18 protein-coding genes and 2 rRNA genes (1 of these 20 cut by a window edge) are annotated in these 19,456 nt (G+C 64.8%); 10 read left to right on the forward strand and 10 right to left on the reverse strand.

All coding sequences use genetic code 11. The annotated features are described in order from the left end of the window. The 3 genes from F468_RS0102930 to F468_RS0102940 all read left to right on the forward strand — a co-directional run. Window positions 1–1,965: ribosomal RNA gene (locus F468_RS0102930) — 23S ribosomal RNA — on the forward strand; it begins 915 nt to the left of the window's first position. 119 nt (window positions 1,966–2,084) lie between these two features. After that, a 5S ribosomal RNA gene (gene rrf, locus F468_RS0102935) occupies window positions 2,085–2,200 on the forward strand. Window positions 2,201–2,311: 111 nt separating this feature from the next. Beyond that, on the forward strand, window positions 2,312–2,524 hold the full coding sequence (locus F468_RS0102940; protein ID WP_018175380.1) for a hypothetical protein: 213 nt from the start codon (window positions 2,312–2,314) through the stop codon (window positions 2,522–2,524). Window positions 2,525–2,568: 44 nt separating this feature from the next. On the opposite strand, the gene F468_RS0102945 is transcribed toward F468_RS0102940, so the two are convergent. The 3 genes from F468_RS0102945 to dapA all read right to left on the reverse strand — a co-directional run bounded on the left by F468_RS0102945 (window position 2,569) and on the right by dapA (window position 5,523). After that, window positions 2,569–3,285: an MBL fold metallo-hydrolase gene (locus F468_RS0102945; RefSeq protein ID WP_018994598.1), complete on the reverse strand. Its 717-nt coding sequence runs from the start codon at window positions 3,283–3,285 to the stop codon at window positions 2,569–2,571. A 184-nt stretch (window positions 3,286–3,469) separates the two neighbouring features. After that, window positions 3,470–4,636 carry an outer membrane protein assembly factor BamC gene (gene bamC, locus F468_RS0102950; RefSeq protein WP_038038411.1) on the reverse strand — a complete coding sequence of 389 codons (1,167 nt, stop codon included), beginning with the start codon at window positions 4,634–4,636 and terminating at the stop codon, window positions 3,470–3,472. An 8-nt stretch (window positions 4,637–4,644) separates the two neighbouring features. Next, complete coding sequence (dapA, locus tag F468_RS0102955; protein ID WP_018993529.1) at window positions 4,645–5,523, reverse strand: 4-hydroxy-tetrahydrodipicolinate synthase; 879 nt, start codon at window positions 5,521–5,523, stop codon at window positions 4,645–4,647. 218 nt (window positions 5,524–5,741) lie between these two features. Between dapA and F468_RS0102960 the strand changes: the two genes are divergently transcribed. From F468_RS0102960 to F468_RS0102970, 3 genes are all read left to right on the forward strand, one after another. After that, on the forward strand, window positions 5,742–6,296 hold the full coding sequence (locus F468_RS0102960; RefSeq protein ID WP_012981824.1) for a glycine cleavage system protein R: 555 nt from the start codon (window positions 5,742–5,744) through the stop codon (window positions 6,294–6,296). A 48-nt stretch (window positions 6,297–6,344) separates the two neighbouring features. Continuing rightward, complete coding sequence (locus tag F468_RS0102965) at window positions 6,345–6,821, forward strand: peroxiredoxin (protein ID WP_018137824.1); 477 nt, start codon at window positions 6,345–6,347, stop codon at window positions 6,819–6,821. 82 nt (window positions 6,822–6,903) lie between these two features. Then, complete coding sequence (locus F468_RS0102970) at window positions 6,904–8,322, forward strand: PhoH family protein (RefSeq protein WP_018137823.1); 1,419 nt, start codon at window positions 6,904–6,906, stop codon at window positions 8,320–8,322. Window positions 8,323–8,531: 209 nt separating this feature from the next. Here the strand turns inward: F468_RS0102970 and queD are convergent, their stop codons facing one another. From queD to F468_RS0102995, 4 genes are read right to left on the reverse strand one after another with little or no spacing between them, the layout of a single operon-like run. Further along, window positions 8,532–8,915, reverse strand: a complete 384-nt coding sequence (gene queD / locus F468_RS0102980) for a 6-carboxytetrahydropterin synthase QueD (RefSeq protein ID WP_018137821.1) — start codon at window positions 8,913–8,915, stop codon at window positions 8,532–8,534. A gap of 41 nt (window positions 8,916–8,956) precedes the next feature. Then, window positions 8,957–10,858, reverse strand: coding sequence for a 1-deoxy-D-xylulose-5-phosphate synthase (gene dxs / locus F468_RS0102985; RefSeq protein WP_018994600.1), 1,902 nt, complete (start codon window positions 10,856–10,858; stop codon window positions 8,957–8,959). Between the two features lie 12 nt (window positions 10,859–10,870). Beyond that, window positions 10,871–11,764, reverse strand: a complete 894-nt coding sequence (ispA, locus tag F468_RS0102990) for a (2E,6E)-farnesyl diphosphate synthase (RefSeq protein ID WP_018137819.1) — start codon at window positions 11,762–11,764, stop codon at window positions 10,871–10,873. A 9-nt stretch (window positions 11,765–11,773) separates the two neighbouring features. Continuing rightward, complete coding sequence (locus tag F468_RS0102995; RefSeq protein ID WP_018175387.1) at window positions 11,774–12,046, reverse strand: exodeoxyribonuclease VII small subunit; 273 nt, start codon at window positions 12,044–12,046, stop codon at window positions 11,774–11,776. 262 nt (window positions 12,047–12,308) lie between these two features. Here F468_RS0102995 and F468_RS0103000 point away from each other — a divergent pair, with 262 nt between their 5' ends. The 4 genes from F468_RS0103000 to F468_RS0103015 all read left to right on the forward strand — a co-directional run bounded on the left by F468_RS0103000 (window position 12,309) and on the right by F468_RS0103015 (window position 15,250). Next, window positions 12,309–12,728, forward strand: coding sequence for a rubrerythrin family protein (locus F468_RS0103000; RefSeq protein ID WP_018137817.1), 420 nt, complete (start codon window positions 12,309–12,311; stop codon window positions 12,726–12,728). A gap of 156 nt (window positions 12,729–12,884) precedes the next feature. Beyond that, on the forward strand, window positions 12,885–14,237 hold the full coding sequence (locus F468_RS0103005) for a heterodisulfide reductase-related iron-sulfur binding cluster (protein WP_018137816.1): 1,353 nt from the start codon (window positions 12,885–12,887) through the stop codon (window positions 14,235–14,237). A 64-nt stretch (window positions 14,238–14,301) separates the two neighbouring features. Beyond that, entirely contained in the window at window positions 14,302–14,604 is a 303-nt protein-coding gene (locus F468_RS0103010) for an encapsulin-associated ferritin-like protein (RefSeq protein ID WP_018994601.1), read from the forward strand. A gap of 40 nt (window positions 14,605–14,644) precedes the next feature. Continuing rightward, entirely contained in the window at window positions 14,645–15,250 is a 606-nt protein-coding gene (locus tag F468_RS0103015; RefSeq protein ID WP_018993530.1) for a DUF3501 family protein, read from the forward strand. A gap of 588 nt (window positions 15,251–15,838) precedes the next feature. Here the strand turns inward: F468_RS0103015 and radA are convergent. The 3 genes from radA to F468_RS0103030 all read right to left on the reverse strand — a co-directional run bounded on the left by radA (window position 15,839) and on the right by F468_RS0103030 (window position 19,377). Then, window positions 15,839–17,185, reverse strand: coding sequence for a DNA repair protein RadA (radA, locus tag F468_RS0103020; protein WP_018993531.1), 1,347 nt, complete (start codon window positions 17,183–17,185; stop codon window positions 15,839–15,841). Next, window positions 17,185–18,471, reverse strand: a complete 1,287-nt coding sequence (locus F468_RS0103025) for an HlyC/CorC family transporter (RefSeq protein ID WP_018174576.1) — start codon at window positions 18,469–18,471, stop codon at window positions 17,185–17,187. The genes radA and F468_RS0103025 overlap by 1 nt, the downstream gene beginning before the upstream one ends. A gap of 105 nt (window positions 18,472–18,576) precedes the next feature. Next, window positions 18,577–19,377 carry an inner membrane protein YpjD gene (locus tag F468_RS0103030; protein ID WP_018137645.1) on the reverse strand — a complete coding sequence of 267 codons (801 nt, stop codon included), beginning with the start codon at window positions 19,375–19,377 and terminating at the stop codon, window positions 18,577–18,579. Between the last annotated feature and the right edge of the window lie 79 nt (window positions 19,378–19,456).

Below are 19,456 nucleotides of genomic sequence, written 5' to 3' on the forward strand. Positions count from 1 at the left end.
GCGAGCATGGGAGACACACGGCGGGTGCTAACGTCCGTCGTGGAAAGGGAAACAACCCAGACCGCCAGCTAAGGTCCCAAAATCATGGCTCAGTGGGAAACGATGTGGGAAGGCAGAGACAGCCAGGAGGTTGGCTTAGAAGCAGCCATCCTTTAAAGAAAGCGTAATAGCTCACTGGTCGAGTCGGCCTGCGCGGAAGATTTAACGGGGCTTAAGCCATGTACCGAAGCTGCGGACTTGCTTTGCAAGTGGTAGAGGAGCGTTCTGTACGCCTGTGAAGGTGTGTCGAGAGGCATGCTGGAGGTATCAGAAGTGCGAATGCTGACATGAGTAACGATAAGATGGGTGAAAAACCCATCCGCCGAAAGCCCAAGGTTTCCTGCGCAACGTTAATCGGCGCAGGGTTAGTCGGCCCCTAAGGCGAGGCAGAAATGCGTAGTCGATGGGAAACAGGTTAATATTCCTGTACCTCGCGTTAATGCGATGGGGGGACGGAGAAGGCTAGGTCATCCGGCTGTTGGTGTCCGGTTTAAGTATGTAGGGAGTGTCCTTAGGCAAATCCGGGGACACAATCCTGAGATACGATGACGAGCTCCTACGGGAGCGAAGTGACTAATGCCCTGCTTCCAGGAAAATCCTCTAAGCTTCAGTTAACGCGGGACCGTACCCCAAACCGACACAGGTGGGCAGGGTGAGAATCCCAAGGCGCTTGAGAGAACTCGGGTGAAGGAACTAGGCAAAATGGTACCGTAACTTCGGGAGAAGGTACGCCTTGGCCGGTGATGGGACTTGCTCCCTGAGCTGGTCGAGGTCGCAGAGACCAGGCCGCTGCGACTGTTTATTAAAAACACAGCACTCTGCAAACTCGAAAGAGGACGTATAGGGTGTGACGCCTGCCCGGTGCCGGAAGGTTAATTGATGGGGTTAGCTTCGGCGAAGCCCTTGATCGAAGCCCCGGTAAACGGCGGCCGTAACTATAACGGTCCTAAGGTAGCGAAATTCCTTGTCGGGTAAGTTCCGACCTGCACGAATGGCGTAACGATGGCGGCGCTGTCTCCACCCGAGACTCAGTGAAATTGAAATCGCAGTGAAGATGCTGTGTACCCGCGGCTAGACGGAAAGACCCCGTGAACCTTTACTACAGCTTCACACTGAACTTTGAACTTGTTTGTGTAGGATAGGTGGGAGGCTTTGAAGCTGGGACGCCAGTCTCAGTGGAGCCAACCTTGAAATACCACCCTGGCAATTTTGAAGTTCTAACCCAGGCCTGTTATCCAGGTCGGGGACCGTGTGTGGTGGGTAGTTTGACTGGGGCGGTCTCCTCCCAAAGAGTAACGGAGGAGTGCGAAGGTACCCTCAGCGCGGTCGGAAATCGCGCGACGAGTGCAAAGGCATAAGGGTGCTTAACTGCGAGACAGACACGTCGAGCAGGTGCGAAAGCAGGTCTTAGTGATCCGGTGGTTCTGTATGGAAGGGCCATCGCTCAACGGATAAAAGGTACTCCGGGGATAACAGGCTGATACTGCCCAAGAGTCCATATCGACGGCAGTGTTTGGCACCTCGATGTCGGCTCATCACATCCTGGGGCTGAAGCAGGTCCCAAGGGTATGGCTGTTCGCCATTTAAAGTGGTACGCGAGCTGGGTTTAGAACGTCGTGAGACAGTTCGGTCCCTATCTGCCGTGGGCGTCGGAGATTTGACAGGATCTGTCCTTAGTACGAGAGGACCGGGATGGACGCACCTCTGGTGTTCCGGTTGTCACGCCAGTGGCATTGCCGGGTAGCTATGTGCGGAAGGGATAACCGCTGAAAGCATCTAAGCGGGAAACCCACCTGAAGATTAGATCTCCCTGGACCCTCGAGGTCCCTAAAGGGCCGTTGAAGACTACAACGTTGATAGGCTGGGTGTGGAAGCGCGGTAACGCGTGCAGCTAACCAGTACTAATTGCCCGTGCGGCTTGACCATATAACACCCAAGGTGTTGATGGTTGGTCTCGTCTGACACATCACTGTTGTACACATCACCTAGAATGCATTCCGAATTCAGATGACGCAGCGCACGCGCTGGGTGATCTGGCCAGTTTGTCTGGCGGCAATAGCGAGTAGGAACCACCCGATCCCATCCCGAACTCGGAAGTGAAACTGCTCTGCGCCGATGGTAGTGTGGGGCCTCCCCATGTGAGAGTAGGTCACCGCCAGGCATTAATCCGAAGCCCGGTTCCCAATATGGGGGCCGGGCTTTTTTTATGGCTGAGACGGCAGGCATGATGCTGAGGTGCGTTGTGCGCGGCGACTAGAGACGGTTTTAAGAGATGGCTCGAGGCAAGAAGCGGACAGACGGTGGTTTGGTGACGGTCGGGTTGGTGCTGATCGGGATCGGAGCCTACGCGGTTCTCGGAGGCGAGGTGGCGTTTACTCCGATTGCGCCCCGTGAAGGTTCAGGGTTTGGCGGGCCGGTCGCGACCATTATCGGGCTCGCCTTCATCGCGGGTGGGGTGTATTTCCTGCGGGAGTCGCGCCGTTAGCAATTGGACTGCATTGACGTGCTCTGATAGCGAACAAGTGCTCTTCAGCGGATGCAGCGCCAGTCGAACCCGTGGTCCTGGGAAGCGATCGCGATCTCGTCGCGACTGGCGCCGACCCCCTCGCACAGGGCCTGTTCAGCCAGTTCGGGGCGGTTGTTGTCGCTCGAAAGGTGCATGCCGATCAGGTGTTCCAGCTGGGATGTGTCGGCGCGTTGAAGAAGGCGGGTCGCGTCGCGGTTGGGCAAATGTCCGTACCCGTCAGCAATGCGTCGCTTGAGCTTGGGAGGGTAACGTCCGGACGCGAGCATCTCCGGGCAGTGGTTGCATTCAAGAAGGAGGCCCTGGGCGCCGGAGGCCGTCTCGATCATGTGGGGCGAGATGTGGCCGGCATCGGTCATCAGGACGAGGCGCGACGCGCCGTCGGAAAAGGCGAACTGGGTCGGTTCGCGGGCGTCATGCGGGACTGTATAGGGGATGACCAGGGCGTCGTCCAGCTCGACTGGGAGGTCCGGCTGGATCTCTTCGAGGTGTGCAAATGCGCTGTCGCGTGCCGCCAGTCGGGTCCCGACTGAGGCGTAGACGCGCAGGCCATAACGGCGCGAGAGGGCCGGCGCGGACCCCAGGTGGTCGCCGTGTTCGTGGGTCACGAACACCCCATGGAGATCGGTGGCCGCGAGCCCCTGACGTGCGAGGCGCCGCTCGATCTCCTGTACGGAAAATCCGCAGTCCACCAGCAGGCGGGTCGAGCCGATCTCGACCACGAGCGCGTTGCCGCCACTCCCGCTGCCAAGTGAACAAAATCGGATCACGCACTGCTCCGAAGGTGAATGCAGGGTAGACGTGTGGACCACCCGGGCACGCTGTCAGGCTTAGGCGCCACGGGGGAGCAGGTTGCTTCGCCCCGGCGCTGCTTCTTCGCTGGAGTGGCCCCGGGCTCCGGGTGGCTTACCGCTGCATCTGAGTCTGAATCCGCTCCAGCACGAACTCGGCGTCGCGATCGCTCAGGCGGTCGCCTTCAATGTCGCGAGCCTCGATCAAGAGGTCGCCATCGCCCCGATCCTCCAACCGGACCTGGTAGCGCTCGTTTTCCCTGCGATCTCCACCGCGACCGAAGATGCGGCCGAAGAAACCGGGCTCGTCGCGGTCGCCGGTCATGTCGGGACGGTAGGTGACCTCGTAGATGCCGGCCTGGCGGTCCTGTTCATCCACCAGCAATCCGGCGCGGTCCAGGAAGGTGCCAAGTTGGCGCCAGACCCGTTCATATTCACCGCCCAGGAGCAGGGCGGGCGAACCATCATGCTCCGTCATCTGCAGTTCGGTCGGGCGGTCGACGAGGGTCTCGGCAACCCGTGCGCCCCCTTCACCCGGATCGCCGGTGGTGAGGTAAACGAGCAGCCGGTTCAGCATCTCGGCTTCGAGCTCCGGGTCCGAGGGGCGCATGGCCCAGCGCCAGGACTGGCCCTCGGCCTGCTCTTCGGCACCTCGATGGGTGATGTAGATTTCCGACTGTCCGTTCACGCGCTCGACGCGCATCCGGTACTGGTCGCGGGTGTTGGCGTCGTATACGTTGCCAAGGGCGCGGGCGAAGATGTTCTGCGTGCCGCGCAGCGGGATGCCGGCTCGGTCTTCGGCCCACTCGGTCTGCATCACGCCCACTTGGGGTTCGTTGCGTTCCAGGCGGAGGTTCTGGCTGTCCCAGAAGGCGACCAGTCGATCCCAGATCTCGCCGGGATCGCCGTCAACCTGGAGCCAGCGCGTGCCTCCGTCGCGCATGAGCTGCACCTCGGCGGACTCCGGGAGTACCTGGGCGGTGCGGGTCGGGGCGCCGGGCTGGGCCTGCGCGGGTTGTTGCTGGCGCTGGGCGGTGTCCTGCTGCATGTCGCGGGCACTGATGCGGCCGCCCGGGTCATCGGGCAGGCGGTAGGCCCGCTCGGTGTCTGGCGCGATCAGATCCGGCGGGACTTCGAGGTCCTCCATCTGCCGGCTCATTTCGTATTCCGGGCCGGACTGGCGATCACCACCCCAGCCTCCGCAACCAGCGACGGCGAGACCCGTGGCGATCGCGAGGGTGGCGCGCGTGGCGGAGTGATAGGGCTTGAAAGGCAATTTCATGATCGGACTCAGACCTCAATGCCGGCTTGGCGCATCGCGTCCAGTACCGGTGCATGGAACGGTTCGGAAAGGGGTGTCAGGGGCAGGCGAATACCTTCCTCTATCATCCCCATGCGCTGCAAGGCCCATTTTACGGGGATGGGATTGGCTTCGAGGAACAAGGCCGAATGCAGACCATCCAGCTGGCGATTGATTTCGCGGGCTTCGTCCGCGCGTCCCTCGCGCACGGCGCGGCACATGCGGGCCATTAGCGCCGGGGCGACGTTCGCGGTCACCGAGATGACCCCTTGTCCCCCGGCCAGCAAAAAGGCCAGCCCATTCGCATCTTCGCCACTGAACAGGTCGAAGCGGCCGCCCACGCGCTGGACAAGCTCGGCGGTGCGCTCGTTATTGCCCGTGGCCTCCTTGAGGCCGACGATGTTCGGGATTTCGGCCAGGCGTTCGACTGTCTCGGGGAGCATGTCGACGGCCGTGCGCCCCGGAACGTTATAGAGGATCTGCGGGATATCGACGGCCTCGGCGATGGCCTTGTGGTGCAGATACAGGCCCTCCTGCGTGGGCTTGTTGTAGTACGGGGATACCAGCAGGCAGGCATCGGCGCCGGCTTCGCGGGCACAGCGCGTGAGCGCGATCGCCTCGCGCGTGGAGTTTGCGCCGGTGCCGGCGATCACCGGCAGACGCCCGCCCACGGTCTTGACCGTATGGGCAATCGCTTCACAGTGTTCGTCGAAATCGAGGGTGGCGGATTCGCCGGTAGTACCGACCGCTACGATGGCGTCGGTTCCGGCCTCGATGTGGAATTCGAGGAGCCGATCAAGCGCCGGCCAGTCGAGACTGCCGTCCGCGTGCATCGGGGTCGCCAGTGCGACCATGCTGCCTTGAAACATCGACTCCTCCAGCGACGGTAATGGTGCAGTCTAACGGGCGCGCGACAAGGCGTTCAAGAAGCCGTGCGCAGACCCCGTCTGGATGGCGCCCGGACCGTTGGCGCCACCCAGGCGAGGTGGTATGTTCCCAGCCATCATGCCAGTGGATGCATCCAACCCGTCCAGCATTGCCTCAGGCCAGTGGCCGCCCGGCTGCGCTCTGCGCTCCAGGGGCCGGCATGGCTGAGGTCGTCGGGGCCGGCTCGCACACCCATCTGATCCTGAATCTGATCGGACCCGACCAGCCTGGCCTGGTGGCCGGCGTTACGCGTGTCATCGTCGATACAGGCTGCAACCTGGAGTCCAGCCGCATTACGACCCTGGACGGCTATTGCTGCATGGCGCTGAGCGCCAGCGGCAACTGGAAGACCCTCGCCACGCTGGAATCCCGCCTGGAACGGCTGGAGGCCGAGCTGGATCTCGCGATCACCGTGCGCCGTGGGCCGCTGGATGAATCCAGCCAGCCCGCGATGGCCTATGCGGTGGACGTGGTCGCGCTGGACGCCCCGGGGCTGGTCAATGCCCTGGCCGATTTCTTCACCAGCCGTGGTGTGAACCTGCGTGACGTACAGACGCGCGTCTACACCGCTCAGCACACGGGCGCGCGCATGTTCGCCGCCAACATGGTGGTGGACATCCCGGCGGGACAGCACCTGGCCAGCCTGCGCGGCGAATTCATGGATTTTTGCGACGAACTGAACCTGGACGGCGTGCTGGATCCGATCAAGGCCTGATTCCGATCCGGCGCCGTCCGGCCCCACCACGACACGGAGTGACACCTAATGACGATCGCCATTGACCAGACCGTTCCCGAAGACCTTCGCGTGCCCGCCACCGGCGAGCAGACCCTGGGCCCGGGTGATTTTCGCGGCAAGATCGTGGTGCTCTATTTCTACCCGAAGGACAGCACGCCGGGCTGCACCAACGAGAGCCGCGACTTTGCGGCCAACAAGGCCGCGTTCGACGCCACCGGCGCGGTCATCCTCGGGGTCTCGCGCGACAGCGTGAAGAGCCACGAGAACTTCCGTGCCAAGCAGGAGCTGCCGTTCGACCTGCTGAGCGACGCCGACGAGCAGTTGTGCGAGGCGTTCGACGTGATCAAGATGAAGAACATGTACGGCAAGCAGGTGCGCGGCATCGAGCGCTCCACCTTCTTGATCGACGAGCAGGGTGTGCTGCGCCGGGAATGGCGCAAGGTCAAAGTGCCGGGGCATGTGGACGAGGTCCTGGCCGCGGTACGCGAGATGGCCGGCCAGTGAGGCGCCCCGCGAATTCTTCGAGAGTACTGGCAGTAGACGTTCGCCCCATTTGTTTTCGACTCACCCCGGCCGCGGAGGCGCCATGAGCGAAACACCGGAGGACCCGAAACGCCTGTTTGTCCTGGACACCAATGTCCTGATGCATGACCCCACTGCGCTGTTCCGCTTCAAGGAACACGACATCTTCCTGCCCATGGTCGTGCTCGAGGAACTCGACCGCGGCAAGAAGGGGGTCTCCGAGGTCGCGCGCAACGTGCGCCAGGTCTCGCGCTTTATCGACGAATTGATGAGTGGCGCGACCCACGAGCAGATTGCCGCCGGGTTACCGCTACAGGCCGAATCGCTCAGCGAGTCGACGCTTGCACCCTCCGGGCGGCTGTTTTTTCAGACCCGCAATCTGACCTCGCGCCTGCCGGATTCGCTGCCCGGTTCGACCCCGGACAACGACATCCTGGCCACCGCACAGGCGCTCAAGACGGAGTGGTCGGACCTCCCGGTCACGCTGGTCTCCAAGGACATCAACCTGCGCATCAAGGCGGCGGTGATCGGCCTGCACGCGGAGGACTACTACAACGACCAGGTCCTGGATGACGTCAGCCTGCTGTTCTCCGGCATGACCGAGCTGCCAGCGGATTTCTGGGAGACCCACGGGACCAAGATGGACTCCTGGCAGGAGTCCGGCCGGACCTACTACCGAGTCACCGGGCCCCTGGTCAGCGAGTGGCAGCCCAATCAGTTCGTCTACCGCGAGGGGGAGAATCCGTTGTCCGCGATCGTGCTGGAGATCGACCAGCCGAACGAGTCCGCGGTGATCGAGCTGGTGGACGATTATATGACCCCGCGCCACAGCGTCTGGGGCATCAATGCCCGCAATCGCGAGCAGAACTACGCCCTGAACCTGCTGATGGACCCGGAGGTGGATTTCGTCTCCCTGTTGGGGGCTGCCGGTACCGGCAAGACCCTGCTGGCGCTGGCCGCGGGGCTTGCGCAGACGCTGGAGGACAACACCTACAAGGAGATCATCATGACCCGGGTCACGGTCCCTGTGGGCGAGGACATCGGCTTCCTGCCCGGGACCGAGGAAGAGAAGATGACCCCGTGGATGGGCGCGTTGATGGACAACCTCGAGGTCCTGGCCAAGTCCGAAGGTGCGGGCGACTGGGGCCGGGCAGCTACGAACGACGTGCTGACCAGCCGTATCAAGATTCGCTCCCTGAACTTCATGCGCGGGCGCACCTTCCTGAGCCGCTACATCATCCTGGACGAGGCGCAGAACCTGACCTCCAAGCAGATGAAGACCCTGGTTACCCGCGCGGGGCCGGGCACCAAGGTGGTGGCGCTGGGCAACATCGCGCAGATCGACACCCCGTACCTGACCGAGACCTCGTCCGGCCTGACCTACGTGGTGGACCGCTTCCGCAACTGGACCCACAGCGGGCACATCACACTGACCCGCGGCGAGCGCTCGCGGCTGGCGGACTACGCCTCGAATCATTTGTAGACGGCGGGTAAGGTACGCTTGGGGGCGGCAACGGAGCGGGAAACGGGCACCGTCATTGCGAGGCCCCGCAGGGGCCGCGGCAACCTCCGGAAGCTGGTGGTGAGCCAGCTATGGAAGCAGATGGTTCCGGACGGAGTTCGCCACGTCGCTTCGCTCCTCGCGATGACGGTGCTTGTGGCGGGGCGTGGGGGTGGTGAAGCGAGGGAGGCTTAGCCGTCCTCGCTGTAGCGTACGCAGGCGCGGTCGGTCTCCCACAGGGTCAGCGCGTGCATACGCAGGCCCGGGCGGTTCAGGCGCTCCGCCATCTGGCGGAAGAACCACTGTGCGATGTGCTCGGCGGTCGGGTTGACCGTGTCGAACGGCGGGACGTCGTTCAGATAACGATGATCCAGCTGCCCGGCGATCTCGCGCGCGGCGGTCTTGACCACCTTGAAGTCCACCGCCATGCCGGCGTCGTCCAGGGTCTCGGCCTGGACCTCGGCTTCCACCTTCCAGTTGTGACCGTGCATGTTCGCGCACTGCCCCGGGTAGTCGCGCAGGGTATGCGCGGAGGCGAAGTCGGTCAGGACGCGGAGGGTGTAACGGGCACTCATGATCTTTTCCGGGCGAGTGGCCGTCGCCGGCCGGGGATTTGTCAGCCCGCGAAGCCTATCCGGCCGCTGGCGTCCGCGCAATTCTCCTGCCCGCAGGCGTGGCGAATCGCGGCCAGCACGCCCTCGGTGTCGAGGCCGCAGTCGGCCAGGATCTGTTCGCGCGAGCCATGTTCGGTGAAAACGTCCGGGATGCCCAGTACCTGGCAGGGCAGGGTCAGGCCCTCGGCGGAGAGCCATTCCAGCACCGCGCTGCCGGCGCCACCGGCGCGGGCATGATCCTCGAGCGTCACGAAGCCTTCATGGCGGGCGGCCAGCCGCGCCAGCAGTTCGGTGTCGAGCGGCTTGATGAAACGCATGTTCACCACGGTGGCGTCCAGCGCCTCGCCCGCGGCCAGGGCGGTCTCCAGCAGCGCGCCGAAGCTGAGGATCGCCAGGCCTCGGCCCTCGCGTACGACCTCGGCGCGTCCGACAGGCAGGGTCTCCAGGTCCTCGCTGCCCCCTTCCGGCAGGACGCCGGGGCCGCCCCCGCGTGGATAGCGCACCGCCGCCGGGCCCTCGTAGGCGTAGCCAGTGGACAGCATCTGGCGGCACTCGTGCTCGTTGGATGGGGCCATCAGCAGCATATTGGGGACGCTGCGCAGCAGCGCGGTATCGAACGTGCCGGCATGCGTCGGGCCATCGGCGCCGACGATCCCCGCGCGGTCCACCGCGAACAGCACCGGGAGGTTCTGCAGGGCGACGTCGTGGATCACCTGGTCCATCGCCCGCTGCAGGAAGGTCGAGTAGATCGCGACCACAGGCTTCTGCCCCTCGCAGGCCATGCCGGCGGCCAGCGTGACCGCGTGCTGCTCGGCGATGCCGACATCGAAGTAGCGCTCGGGGAACTGCTCGGAGAAGGCCACCAGCCCGGAGCCCTCGCGCATCGCCGGGGTGATGCCCAGCAGGCGGTCGTCGGCCGTGGCCTGATCGCACAGCCACTGGCTGAAGATGTCGGTATACGCGGGCGGCTTCGGCCCGGAGGGCGTCAGCCCGTTCTCCGGCTCGAACTTGGAGACCCCGTGGTAGCGGCAGGGGTCCTCTTCGGCCGGGGCATAGCCCTGTCCCTTGCGTGTGACCACATGCAGCAGTTGCGGACCGTGACCGCCGCGCAGGTTCTTCAGGATCGATACCAGGCCGTTCACGTCATGGCCGTCCACCGGCCCGAAGTAGCGAAAGCCCAGTTCCTCGAACAGCGTGCCCGGCACCAGCATGCCCTTCATGTGCTCCTCGGCTCGCTCGGCAAAGGCCTTCATCGGCGGGACGAACTCCAGCATGCGTTTGGAGCCCTCGCGCACCGAGCTGTACAGCCGCCCGGACAGCAGCCGGGTGAAGTACTGGTTCATCGCGCCGACGTTCGGCGAGATCGACATGTCGTTGTCGTTCAGGATGACCAGCAGATTACAGTCGAGATCGCCGATGTGGTTGAGCGCCTCGAAGGCCATGCCGGCGGTCATCGCCCCGTCGCCGATAACCGCCACATGGCGGCGGTCCAGTCCTGCGTGCTTGGCGGCGAGGGCCATGCCGGCGGCGGCACTGATCGAGGTGCTGGAATGCCCGGCCCCGAAGGCGTCGTACTCGCTCTCGGCGCGTTTGGGGAAGCCGGCCAGCCCGCCGTACTGGCGCAGGCTGGCCATCCCGGTGCGCCGGCCGGTCAGGATCTTGTGGGCATAGGCCTGATGCCCTACATCCCAGACGATGCGGTCGTCCGGGGTATTGAACGCGTAGTGCAGCGCGACCGCCAACTCCACGGTGCCCAGGTTCGCGGCCAGATGGCCGCCGGTGCGCGAGACGCTCTCGATCAGAAACTGGCGCAATTCGCCGGCCAGCCCCGGCAGTTCCGAGGCCGGGTGCGCCCGCAGGTCGGCGGGCCATTCGATTGCATCCAGCAGGGGGGTGGGGGTCATGGGCAGGCCGTGTCAGTTCATGCGGTCGACGATGTACCGCGCGAGGAAGCGAAGCAAGTCCGCCTCCTGGCCAAAGGGTTGCAGCTCGTCCAGCGCCTCGTCGACCAGGGCCACTGCGCGTTCGCGCGAGGCCTCCAGGCCCTGCAGCGAGGGGAAGGTCGCCTTGTCCAGGCGGGCATCCGCCCCGCAGGCCTTGCCGAGCACCTCCGGATCACCCTCCACGTCGAGCACGTCGTCGCGGATCTGGAACGCCAGGCCAATGCATTCGGCGTAGCGGGTCAGGTGGCCAAGGGTGTCCTCCGAGGCGCCACCGGCGATTGCGCCCAGGCGCACCGACACGCGGATCAGGGCGCCGGTCTTGAGCCGGTGCATGCGCTCCAGTTCCGCCAGATCGATCGGCTTGCCGCAGGCGCCGAGGTCGATGGCCTGGCCGCCGGCCATGCCGTGCAGGCCCGCTGCGTGGGCGAGCTCGGCCAGGGCATTCAGGCCGGCTGTGCCGGGCAGGGTGCGGACGCCGGCGGTCATGATCTCGAAGGCGCGGGCCTGCAACGCATCCCCGGCGAGGATCGCGGTGGCCTCGTCGAAGGCACGGTGGCAGGTGGGCCTGCCACGGCGCAGGTCGTCGTTGTCCATCGCCGGCAGGTCGTCGTGGATCAGCGAGTAGACATGGACCATCTCCACGGCCGCCGCCATCGCATCGAGCGCGTCATCGGGGGCGTTACAGGTGGCCCCGGCCGCGTATACCAGGACTGGGCGCAGGCGCTTGCCACCGGAGAGCGTGGCATAGCGCATGGCCTCGATTAGTCGCGGGTCCGGGGAAGAGTCGGCCGCGAGCCGCTGGTCGAGTACGGTCTCGATACGACGCTGATAGGCCTTCAGCGCCTCGGATGGATCTGGAATGCTCAAGGCCGGGTCCTAGAATGGGACGTCGTCGGGATCGGTCGGGGTGTCCGGTGCGCTCCCGGACGCGGCACCCTCCGCAGAAGGCTCGCTGGCGAGTTTCTCGATGCGTGCCTGGGCGTCGTCCAGCGCCTTCTGACAGCGGCCGACCAGTTCCATGCCGCGCTGGAATTCCTCCAGCGACTGTTCCAGGCCCAGTTCGCCGGACTCCATCCGTGCCACCAGGGCCTCCAGGGCCTCCAGGCTGGCTTCGAACTCGGCGGGGCTGTCGGTGGATGTGTCGGTCATGGTGTCGGATTACGTGTTGGGTTCTTATTGGATCGCGGGGGCTAAAAGGTGAGAAAGTATCCGATCCGCCGCGGCGAGGAAAGAAGCCGGGCGGCCGGGGGCTTGAGTTTCGTGACCGTGCCCCCACGGTCAGCGGGGCAATCGGTTGACATGCGACCGGGTGCTAACTAGAGTTTCGAAGTGTTTTAGACAAAGTCTAAATGCCCGATCCGCACAACGGCCGTACCGGTGTGTGGATCCTAACCAGCAAGAGGAGAGACCCATGGAACTGAAAGGTAGCAAGACCGAAGAAGCCCTCAAGGAGGCCTTTGCCGGCGAATCGATGGCCAACCGTCGTTACCTGTACTTCGCTTCCAAGGCGGACGTGGAAGGCTACAACGACGTCGCGACCGTGTTCCGTTCCACCGCCGAAGGTGAAACCGGCCACGCCCACGGTCACCTCGAGTACCTCGAGAGCTGCGGCGACCCGGCCACCGGCCTGGAATTCGGCCCCACCGCCGCGAACCTGAAGACCGCCGTTGCCGGTGAGACCCACGAGTACACCGACATGTACCCGGGCATGGCCAAGACCGCCCGCGACGAAGGCTTCGACGAAGTCGCCGACTGGTTCGAGACCCTGGCCAAGGCGGAGCGTTCCCACGCCAACCGCTTCCAGAAGGCCCTGGACCAGCTGGACGACTGATTGTCCGGTAGTAACGGAAGCACGCGGGGCCGCTACGCCGGCCCCGTTTTCCGGGAGGTACGGAACAGCCTGTGAAGGCAGCCCTGCGGCTGCGTTCGCATGTTGTTCCGTGTTTCCCTCGAAGCATCGACACTGATACGGATACCGGAGGGATGCATGTCTGCGCCGACGCACCAACGTGAAGGAAGTCTGGAAGCCCCGACCCGCCATCCGCTGGACTGGAAGAATCCCGAGTTCTACAACGAGGAATCGTTGTTCGCCGAGCTGGAGCGGGTCTACGACATCTGTCATGGCTGCCGGCGCTGCGTCAGCCTCTGCAACTCCTTCCCCACGCTGTTCGACCTGGTCGACGAATCCGAGACCATGGAGGTCGACGGCGTTGATCGGAAGGACTACTGGAAGGTGGTGGATCACTGCTACCTGTGTGATCTGTGCTACCTGACCAAGTGCCCCTACGTGCCCCCGCATGAATGGAACGTCGACTTCCCGCACCTGATGCTGCGTGCCAAGGCCGTGCGTTTCCAGAAAGAGGGAGCGAAGGCCGCGCACAAGTTCATGTCCAGCACCGATACCGTCGGCAAGCTGGCGGGCATCCCGGTGGTTGCCGGCGTAGTCAACGCCGCGAACAAGACCGGCGCGATGCGCAAGGTGCTGGACAAGACTATGGGCGTGCACCCGGATGCCCCGGTCCCTGAATACCACTCGAGCAAGGGTCGCTCGCGCATGGCGAAGGTTGCCAAGGGAGTGAGCAACCCCGAGCCGGCCGGTGCCACCCAGGGCAAGGTAGCGCTCTACGCCACCTGCTACGGCAACTACAACGAGCCGCACCTGGTCGAGGACCTGGTCAAGGTCTTCGAGCACAACGGCATCGAGGTCACCCTGGTCGAGAAGGAGCAATGCTGCGGCATGCCCAAGCTCGAGTTGGGCGACCTGAAGGCCGTCGAGTCCGCGAAGGATGCGAACATCCCGGCGATGAAGCGCATGATCGACCAAGGCTACGACATTGTCGCGCCAGTCCCGTCCTGCGTGCTGATGTACAAGCAGGAACTGCCGCTGATGTTCCCGGACGAGCCCGATGTCGCCGCTGTACGCGATCGTATCTTCGACCCGTTCGAGTACCTGATGGAGCGCCACAAGGAAGGCAAGCTGAACACCGACTTCCCCGAGAAGCTCGGCAAGATCGCCTACCACGCGGCCTGCCACCTGCGGGTGCAGAACATGGGGCTCAAGACTCGCGACCTGCTGAAGCTTGTGCCGGATACCGAGATCGACGTGATCGAACGCTGCTCCGGGCACGACGGTACCTATGGCGTGAAGAGCGAGTTCTACGAGACTGCGGCCAAGATCTGTCGTCCGGTGGTGAACCGGGTGCAGAAGGCCGAGTCCGATCACTACTCGAGTGACTGCCCGATGGCCGGGCACATGATCGAGAACGGACTGCAGGGCAAGGGCGAGGACAAGGCGCCCGAACACCCGCTGACCCTGCTGCGCCAGGCCTACGGGCTGTAGCGCCGGGTATCGGTTACCAGAACACGACGTACGCCCGCCGAGGCGCCGCGGATGGAGACACGAAATGGCCAGTGACAGCTACCACGAACCCGTCGAGGAACTGAGCGACGAGTCGCGCGAGATGCACCGCGCCATCGTCTCGCTGATGGAAGAGCTCGAGGCGGTGGACTGGTATCAGCAGCGCATCGATGCCTGCAAGAACGAGGAACTCAAGGCAATCCTCGCGCACAACCGCGACGAAGAGATCGAACACGCGGCAATGGTGCTGGAGTGGATCCGTCGCCATAACCCGGTGTTCGACCACGAACTGAAAGACAACCTCTGGTCCGACCAGGACTACACGAAGAAGGGACACCACGACCACTGAGGGGTCCCGCGGACCAGTCCGACGTGACGGAGGTATCGAGATGGAGGCAAGTGTGGACAAGCTGAGTCGAAACGACCTGTATTCGCTGGAGAAGTACCACGAGGTGCGGCCCCAGTTTCGCAACGAGGTCATGCAGCACAAGCGCAATCGCGTGGTGCAGGTGGGCCCGGCCGTGACCCTGCACTTCGAGGATCGCAAGACCATGCAGTACCAGATCCAGGAGATGCTGCGGGTCGAAAAGATCTTCGATGCCGAAGGCATCCAGGACGAGCTGGACGCCTACAACCCGCTGATCCCGGACGGTTCCAACTGGAAGGCGACCATGATGGTCGAGTACCCGGACGTGGACGAGCGCAAGGTGCAGCTGTCCAAGCTGATCGGGATCGAGCGCAAGACCTACGTGCAGGTCGAAGGCCACGACAAGGTCTACCCGATCGCGAACGAGGACCTGGATCGGGAGACCGACGACAAGACCTCGTCGGTCCACTTCCTGCGCTTCGAGCTGACCCCGGAGATGGTCTCCGCCGCGAAATCCGGTGCGGCCATTGCCATCGGGGTGGAGCACGAGAACTACAGCCACCGGCTGGACGCCGTCCCCGAGGGTGCGCGCGAATCGCTCGCATCCGACCTCGACGCCGTCAACTGACGCGGCCTTTTTGCCCGCTTCACCAAAGGCGCCTCCGGGCGCCTTTTTCGTTTCCGGCTCACGCTGCGGTGTGTTGTGGCTGGCCCTGGTTCGGCATCCGGTGTTCCAGCACTTCTGCCCATCCCGACACCGGGGAAACTCTGATGCGATTCGCTGCGCTCATCGGCATCCTACGATGGGTTCTGGCGCCCGCTTGCGGGCGGGGCACGCCAGGGGCGAAGGCCGCGCGTGCCCAGGATGTCGGAACACCTGGCGTCCATCCACTGACACGAACGTCAGGCCAGCCGTTGTCTTGACCTGATCCCCCCCGTATGAAGCCCCTTGCGGAGGGGTCCTCGGGACGGAAAAGAGGCGCTGACTGTCTGAGCGAAGCCGAAGGCGCAGCGAGTTTCAGCGCCGCCGGCCCGAGGGCCCTGGAGCAAGGTCCCCGGGCGGAATCCGGGTGCCCTTCTTTGGGTACTTTCTTGGGCAAGCAAGAAAGTACCTCGGGGCGCGCTGCCGAGACAGCGCAGGCAGGCGGCCGGCCGAAGGCACGTAAACACCGGATGACGAACGGTGCCTTGCCACAAGAGGCGGCGGGGCCGGGTGCTAAAGGGCGTCGAGGACTTCGGAGAGGCGCGAGACCGCGACCACCTCCATGCCCTTGATGGGCTTGCGCGGCGCATTGGCCGCCGGCGCGATCGCCCGCGTGTAGCCGTGCTTGGCGGCCTCGCGCAGGCGCTCCTCGCCGTTCGGCACAGGCCGGATCTCGCCGGCCAGCCCGACCTCGCCAAAGGCCAGCATCTCCTGCGGCAGGGGGCGGTCGCGAAAGCTCGACAGGGCGGCGGCGAGCATGGGCAGGTCGGCCGCGGTCTCGGTTACGCGTACGCCGCCGACCACGTTGATGAACACGTCCTGATCGAACAGCGCGACGCCGCCGTGGCGGTGCAGTACGGCCAGCAGCATGGTCAGGCGGTTCTGCTCCAGCCCCACGGTGATGCGCCGCGGCTGCGGTGCGTGGCTCTCGGAGACCAGGGCCTGCACCTCCACCAGCAGCGGCCGGGTGCCCTCGCGCGTGACCATCACCACGGAGCCGGGCACCGGGCCCTGGTGGCGCGAGAGGAAGATGGCGGAGGGGTTGGAGACGGCCTTGAGCCCGTTCTCCAGCATCGCGAACACGCCCAGCTCGTTGACCGCGCCAAAGCGGTTCTTCACCGCGCGCAGCATGCGGTAGCGCCCGTCCGGGTCGCCCTCGAAATACAGCACCGTGTCGACCATGTGCTCGAGCACGCGCGGTCCGGCCAGCTGGCCGTCCTTGGTCACATGGCCCACCAGGATCACGGTGATCCCGCGCTGCTTGGCCAGGCGCACCAGGGCGGCGGCGCTCTCGCGCACCTGCCCGACCGAGCCGGGGGCGGACTGCAGTGCGGCGGTGTACAGCGTCTGGATGGAGTCGATCACCAGCACGCGCGGGCGTTCGCGCTCGCAGGTGGCGATAACGTTCTCCACCTGCGTCTCGGTCAGCAGGCGCAGCCCGTCGACCTCAAGCCCGAGCCGCCTAGCGCGCATGCTGATCTGCTGGGCGGATTCCTCGCCGGTCACGTAAAGCGTGTCATCGACCGGCAGCATGGCTAGCGTCTGCAGCAGCAGGGTGGACTTGCCGATCCCCGGGTCGCCGCCCAGCAGAACGACGGACCCGTGTACCAGCCCTCCGCCCAGGGCGCGGTCCAGCTCCGACAAGCCGGTGCCGGTGCGCGGGACCTCGCCGGCCTCCACCTCGCCCAGCCGGGTGATGCCAGCGACCTCCCCGGCATAACCGCCGCGCGGTCCGGCCTGGGTAGCCGGCGCGGCCTCCTCCAGGGTGTTCCAGGCGCCGCAATCGCCGCACTGACCCGCCCACTTGGGGCTCACCGCGCCGCATTCCCGGCAGACGTACTGGGTCTTGGCCTTCGCCATCAGGCTTCCTTGTGGTCCGGCGTGGCGGGCAGGTCGGGGGCGACCACGCGCACGGTGCGGATGGTGTTGTTCTTGATTTGCACGATGTCCATGACGACGCCGTTAATGCGCACGCTGACTGGCGCTTCGGGGATGCTCTCGAGGTATTCGACGATCAGGCCGCTCAGGGTCTTGGGACCATCCACCGGGAGCTCCAGGCCCAGCGAGCGGTTGAGCTCGCGCAGGTGGATGCCGCCATCGACCATCGCCGAGCCATCCTCCTGGCGCAGCACGTCGTCGCTCATGGCCGGGGAGTCGGTGGTGAATTCTCCGACGATCTCTTCCAGGAGGTCCTCCAATGTGATCAGACCCTCGATGTCGCCGTACTCGTCCACCACCAGGCCGATCCGTTTTTTCTGTTGCTGGAAGTTAATCAGCTGGCGGTTTAGCGCCGTGCCCTCGGGGATGAAGTAGGGCGGGGTCAGGATCTGGCGCAGGTCTTCGGCGTCAAAGTCATCACGCTCGATCAGTGGGATCACGTCACGCCGGTGCAGGAAGCCGACGATATGATCCAGCTCGCCCTCGACCACTGGCAGGCGGGTGAAGCTGCCGTGCACCAGCTGCTCGACGACCTCGTTCCAGGGCTCGTTCAGGTCCACCACCACGATCTCGTTGCGCGGGATCATGATGTCCTCGACCGTGGTGCGTTCCAGGTCCAGCAGGTTCAGCAGCATGCGCTGGTGGTTTGCCGGGATCAGGGCGCCGGCCTCGGAGACCACACTGCGCAGCTCGTCGGTGTTCAGGGCCGAACGCTGGCCGGGCTTCATGTGCACCCCGAACAGGCGCAGTACGCCGTTGGCCAGCACATTGATCATCCACACCACGGGCCACATCACCTTCAGCAGCCCGCAGTAGATCCAGGCGGCGGGATAGGCGACGCGTTCGCTGTGCAGTGCTGCGAGCGTCTTGGGGGCGGTCTCGGCGAAAATCAGCAGGGTCAGCGTCAGCACCCCGGTGGCGATGGCCACGCCGGTATCGCCGAACAGGCGCCAGCCGATAAAGGTGGCGATCTGGGCGATCAGGATGTTGACGAAGTTGTTGCCGAGCAGGATCAGCCCGATCAGGCGGTCCGGCCGTTCCAGCAGGCGGGCGGCAATCGCGGCGCCACGGTGCCCGGTCTGGGCGCGGTGGCGCATGCGGTAGCGGTTCAGCGCCATCAGCGCCGTTTCCGATCCGGAGAAGAACGCCGACAGCAGGAACAGCACGAGCAGGGCGCCGAACAGGACGGACAGCGGGATCTCTTGCAACGGGATGGCCTGCGGTCAGGTGTGGGCGGGCTGACGGGGCTGCGTAGTCTGAATCATTTCAGGCAAGCGCCGCCGGGCTGTCAAGCCTGTCGGCCGGGAGCACCATCAGACGCGCCCGAGGATGATCTCCAGGACCAGCTTGGAGCCGAAATAGGCCAGAACCAGGGCGACAAACCCGCCCGTGGTCCACGCCAGGGCGCGGGTGCCGCGCCAGCCCAGGCGCCAGCGCCCGACCAGCAGGGTCGAGAAGATCACCCAGGCCAGCAGCGACAGGACGGTCTTGTGGACCAGGTGCTGGGCGAACAGGTCGTCCACAAATACTAAGCCGGAGAGCAGGCTGAGTCCGAGGAACAGCCAGCCGATGAAGATCATGCGGAACAGCCAGACCTCCATCGAGAACAGCGGCGGCAGGTGGCGCACGATCCCGGCCGTGTGATGGTTGTGCAGCGCGCGGTGCTGGGCCGTCATGACCGCGGCCTGGGCGGTGGAGAGTGCCAGGAAGGCCCAGCCCAGCGCCGAGAACAGGATATGCAGGTCGATCCCGGCCGAGGTCGCGTAGGACGTGTCGCCGTCACACAGTACCGCGGTCAGGGTGGCCAGTGCGGTCAGTGGCAGGATCACCACGCCGAGCACGGCTAGTGGGTGGCGTAGCGCGGTCAGCCACAGCAGCCCTGCAACCAGCCACATCGATGCCGACAGGGCGTTGCCCAGGCACAGGTTCAGCCCGGTCTCGGTCGCGACGAGCGGGATCAGGGCCCCGAGGTGCGCGAGCAGGGCCGCCAGCCACAGCATCAGCGGCGCGCGGGGCTGCCCGGCGGCTAGGGGCTGGGTGCGGGAGGCGACGATCAGGTATCCCGTGGTGGCGAGATACAGGGCGACGGCGAGCAGTCCGGCAACGGTGGTCATGGGCGGCGATTATCCCCGCTCCCGAGCCTGAATGCACATTCAGGGCGGCAAACCCGGATCGCGACTGGGGCCGTGCAGG

It is taken from the genome of Thioalkalivibrio sp. ALJ2, assembly GCF_000378325.1.
Classification (GTDB): domain Bacteria; phylum Pseudomonadota; class Gammaproteobacteria; order Ectothiorhodospirales; family Ectothiorhodospiraceae; genus Thioalkalivibrio.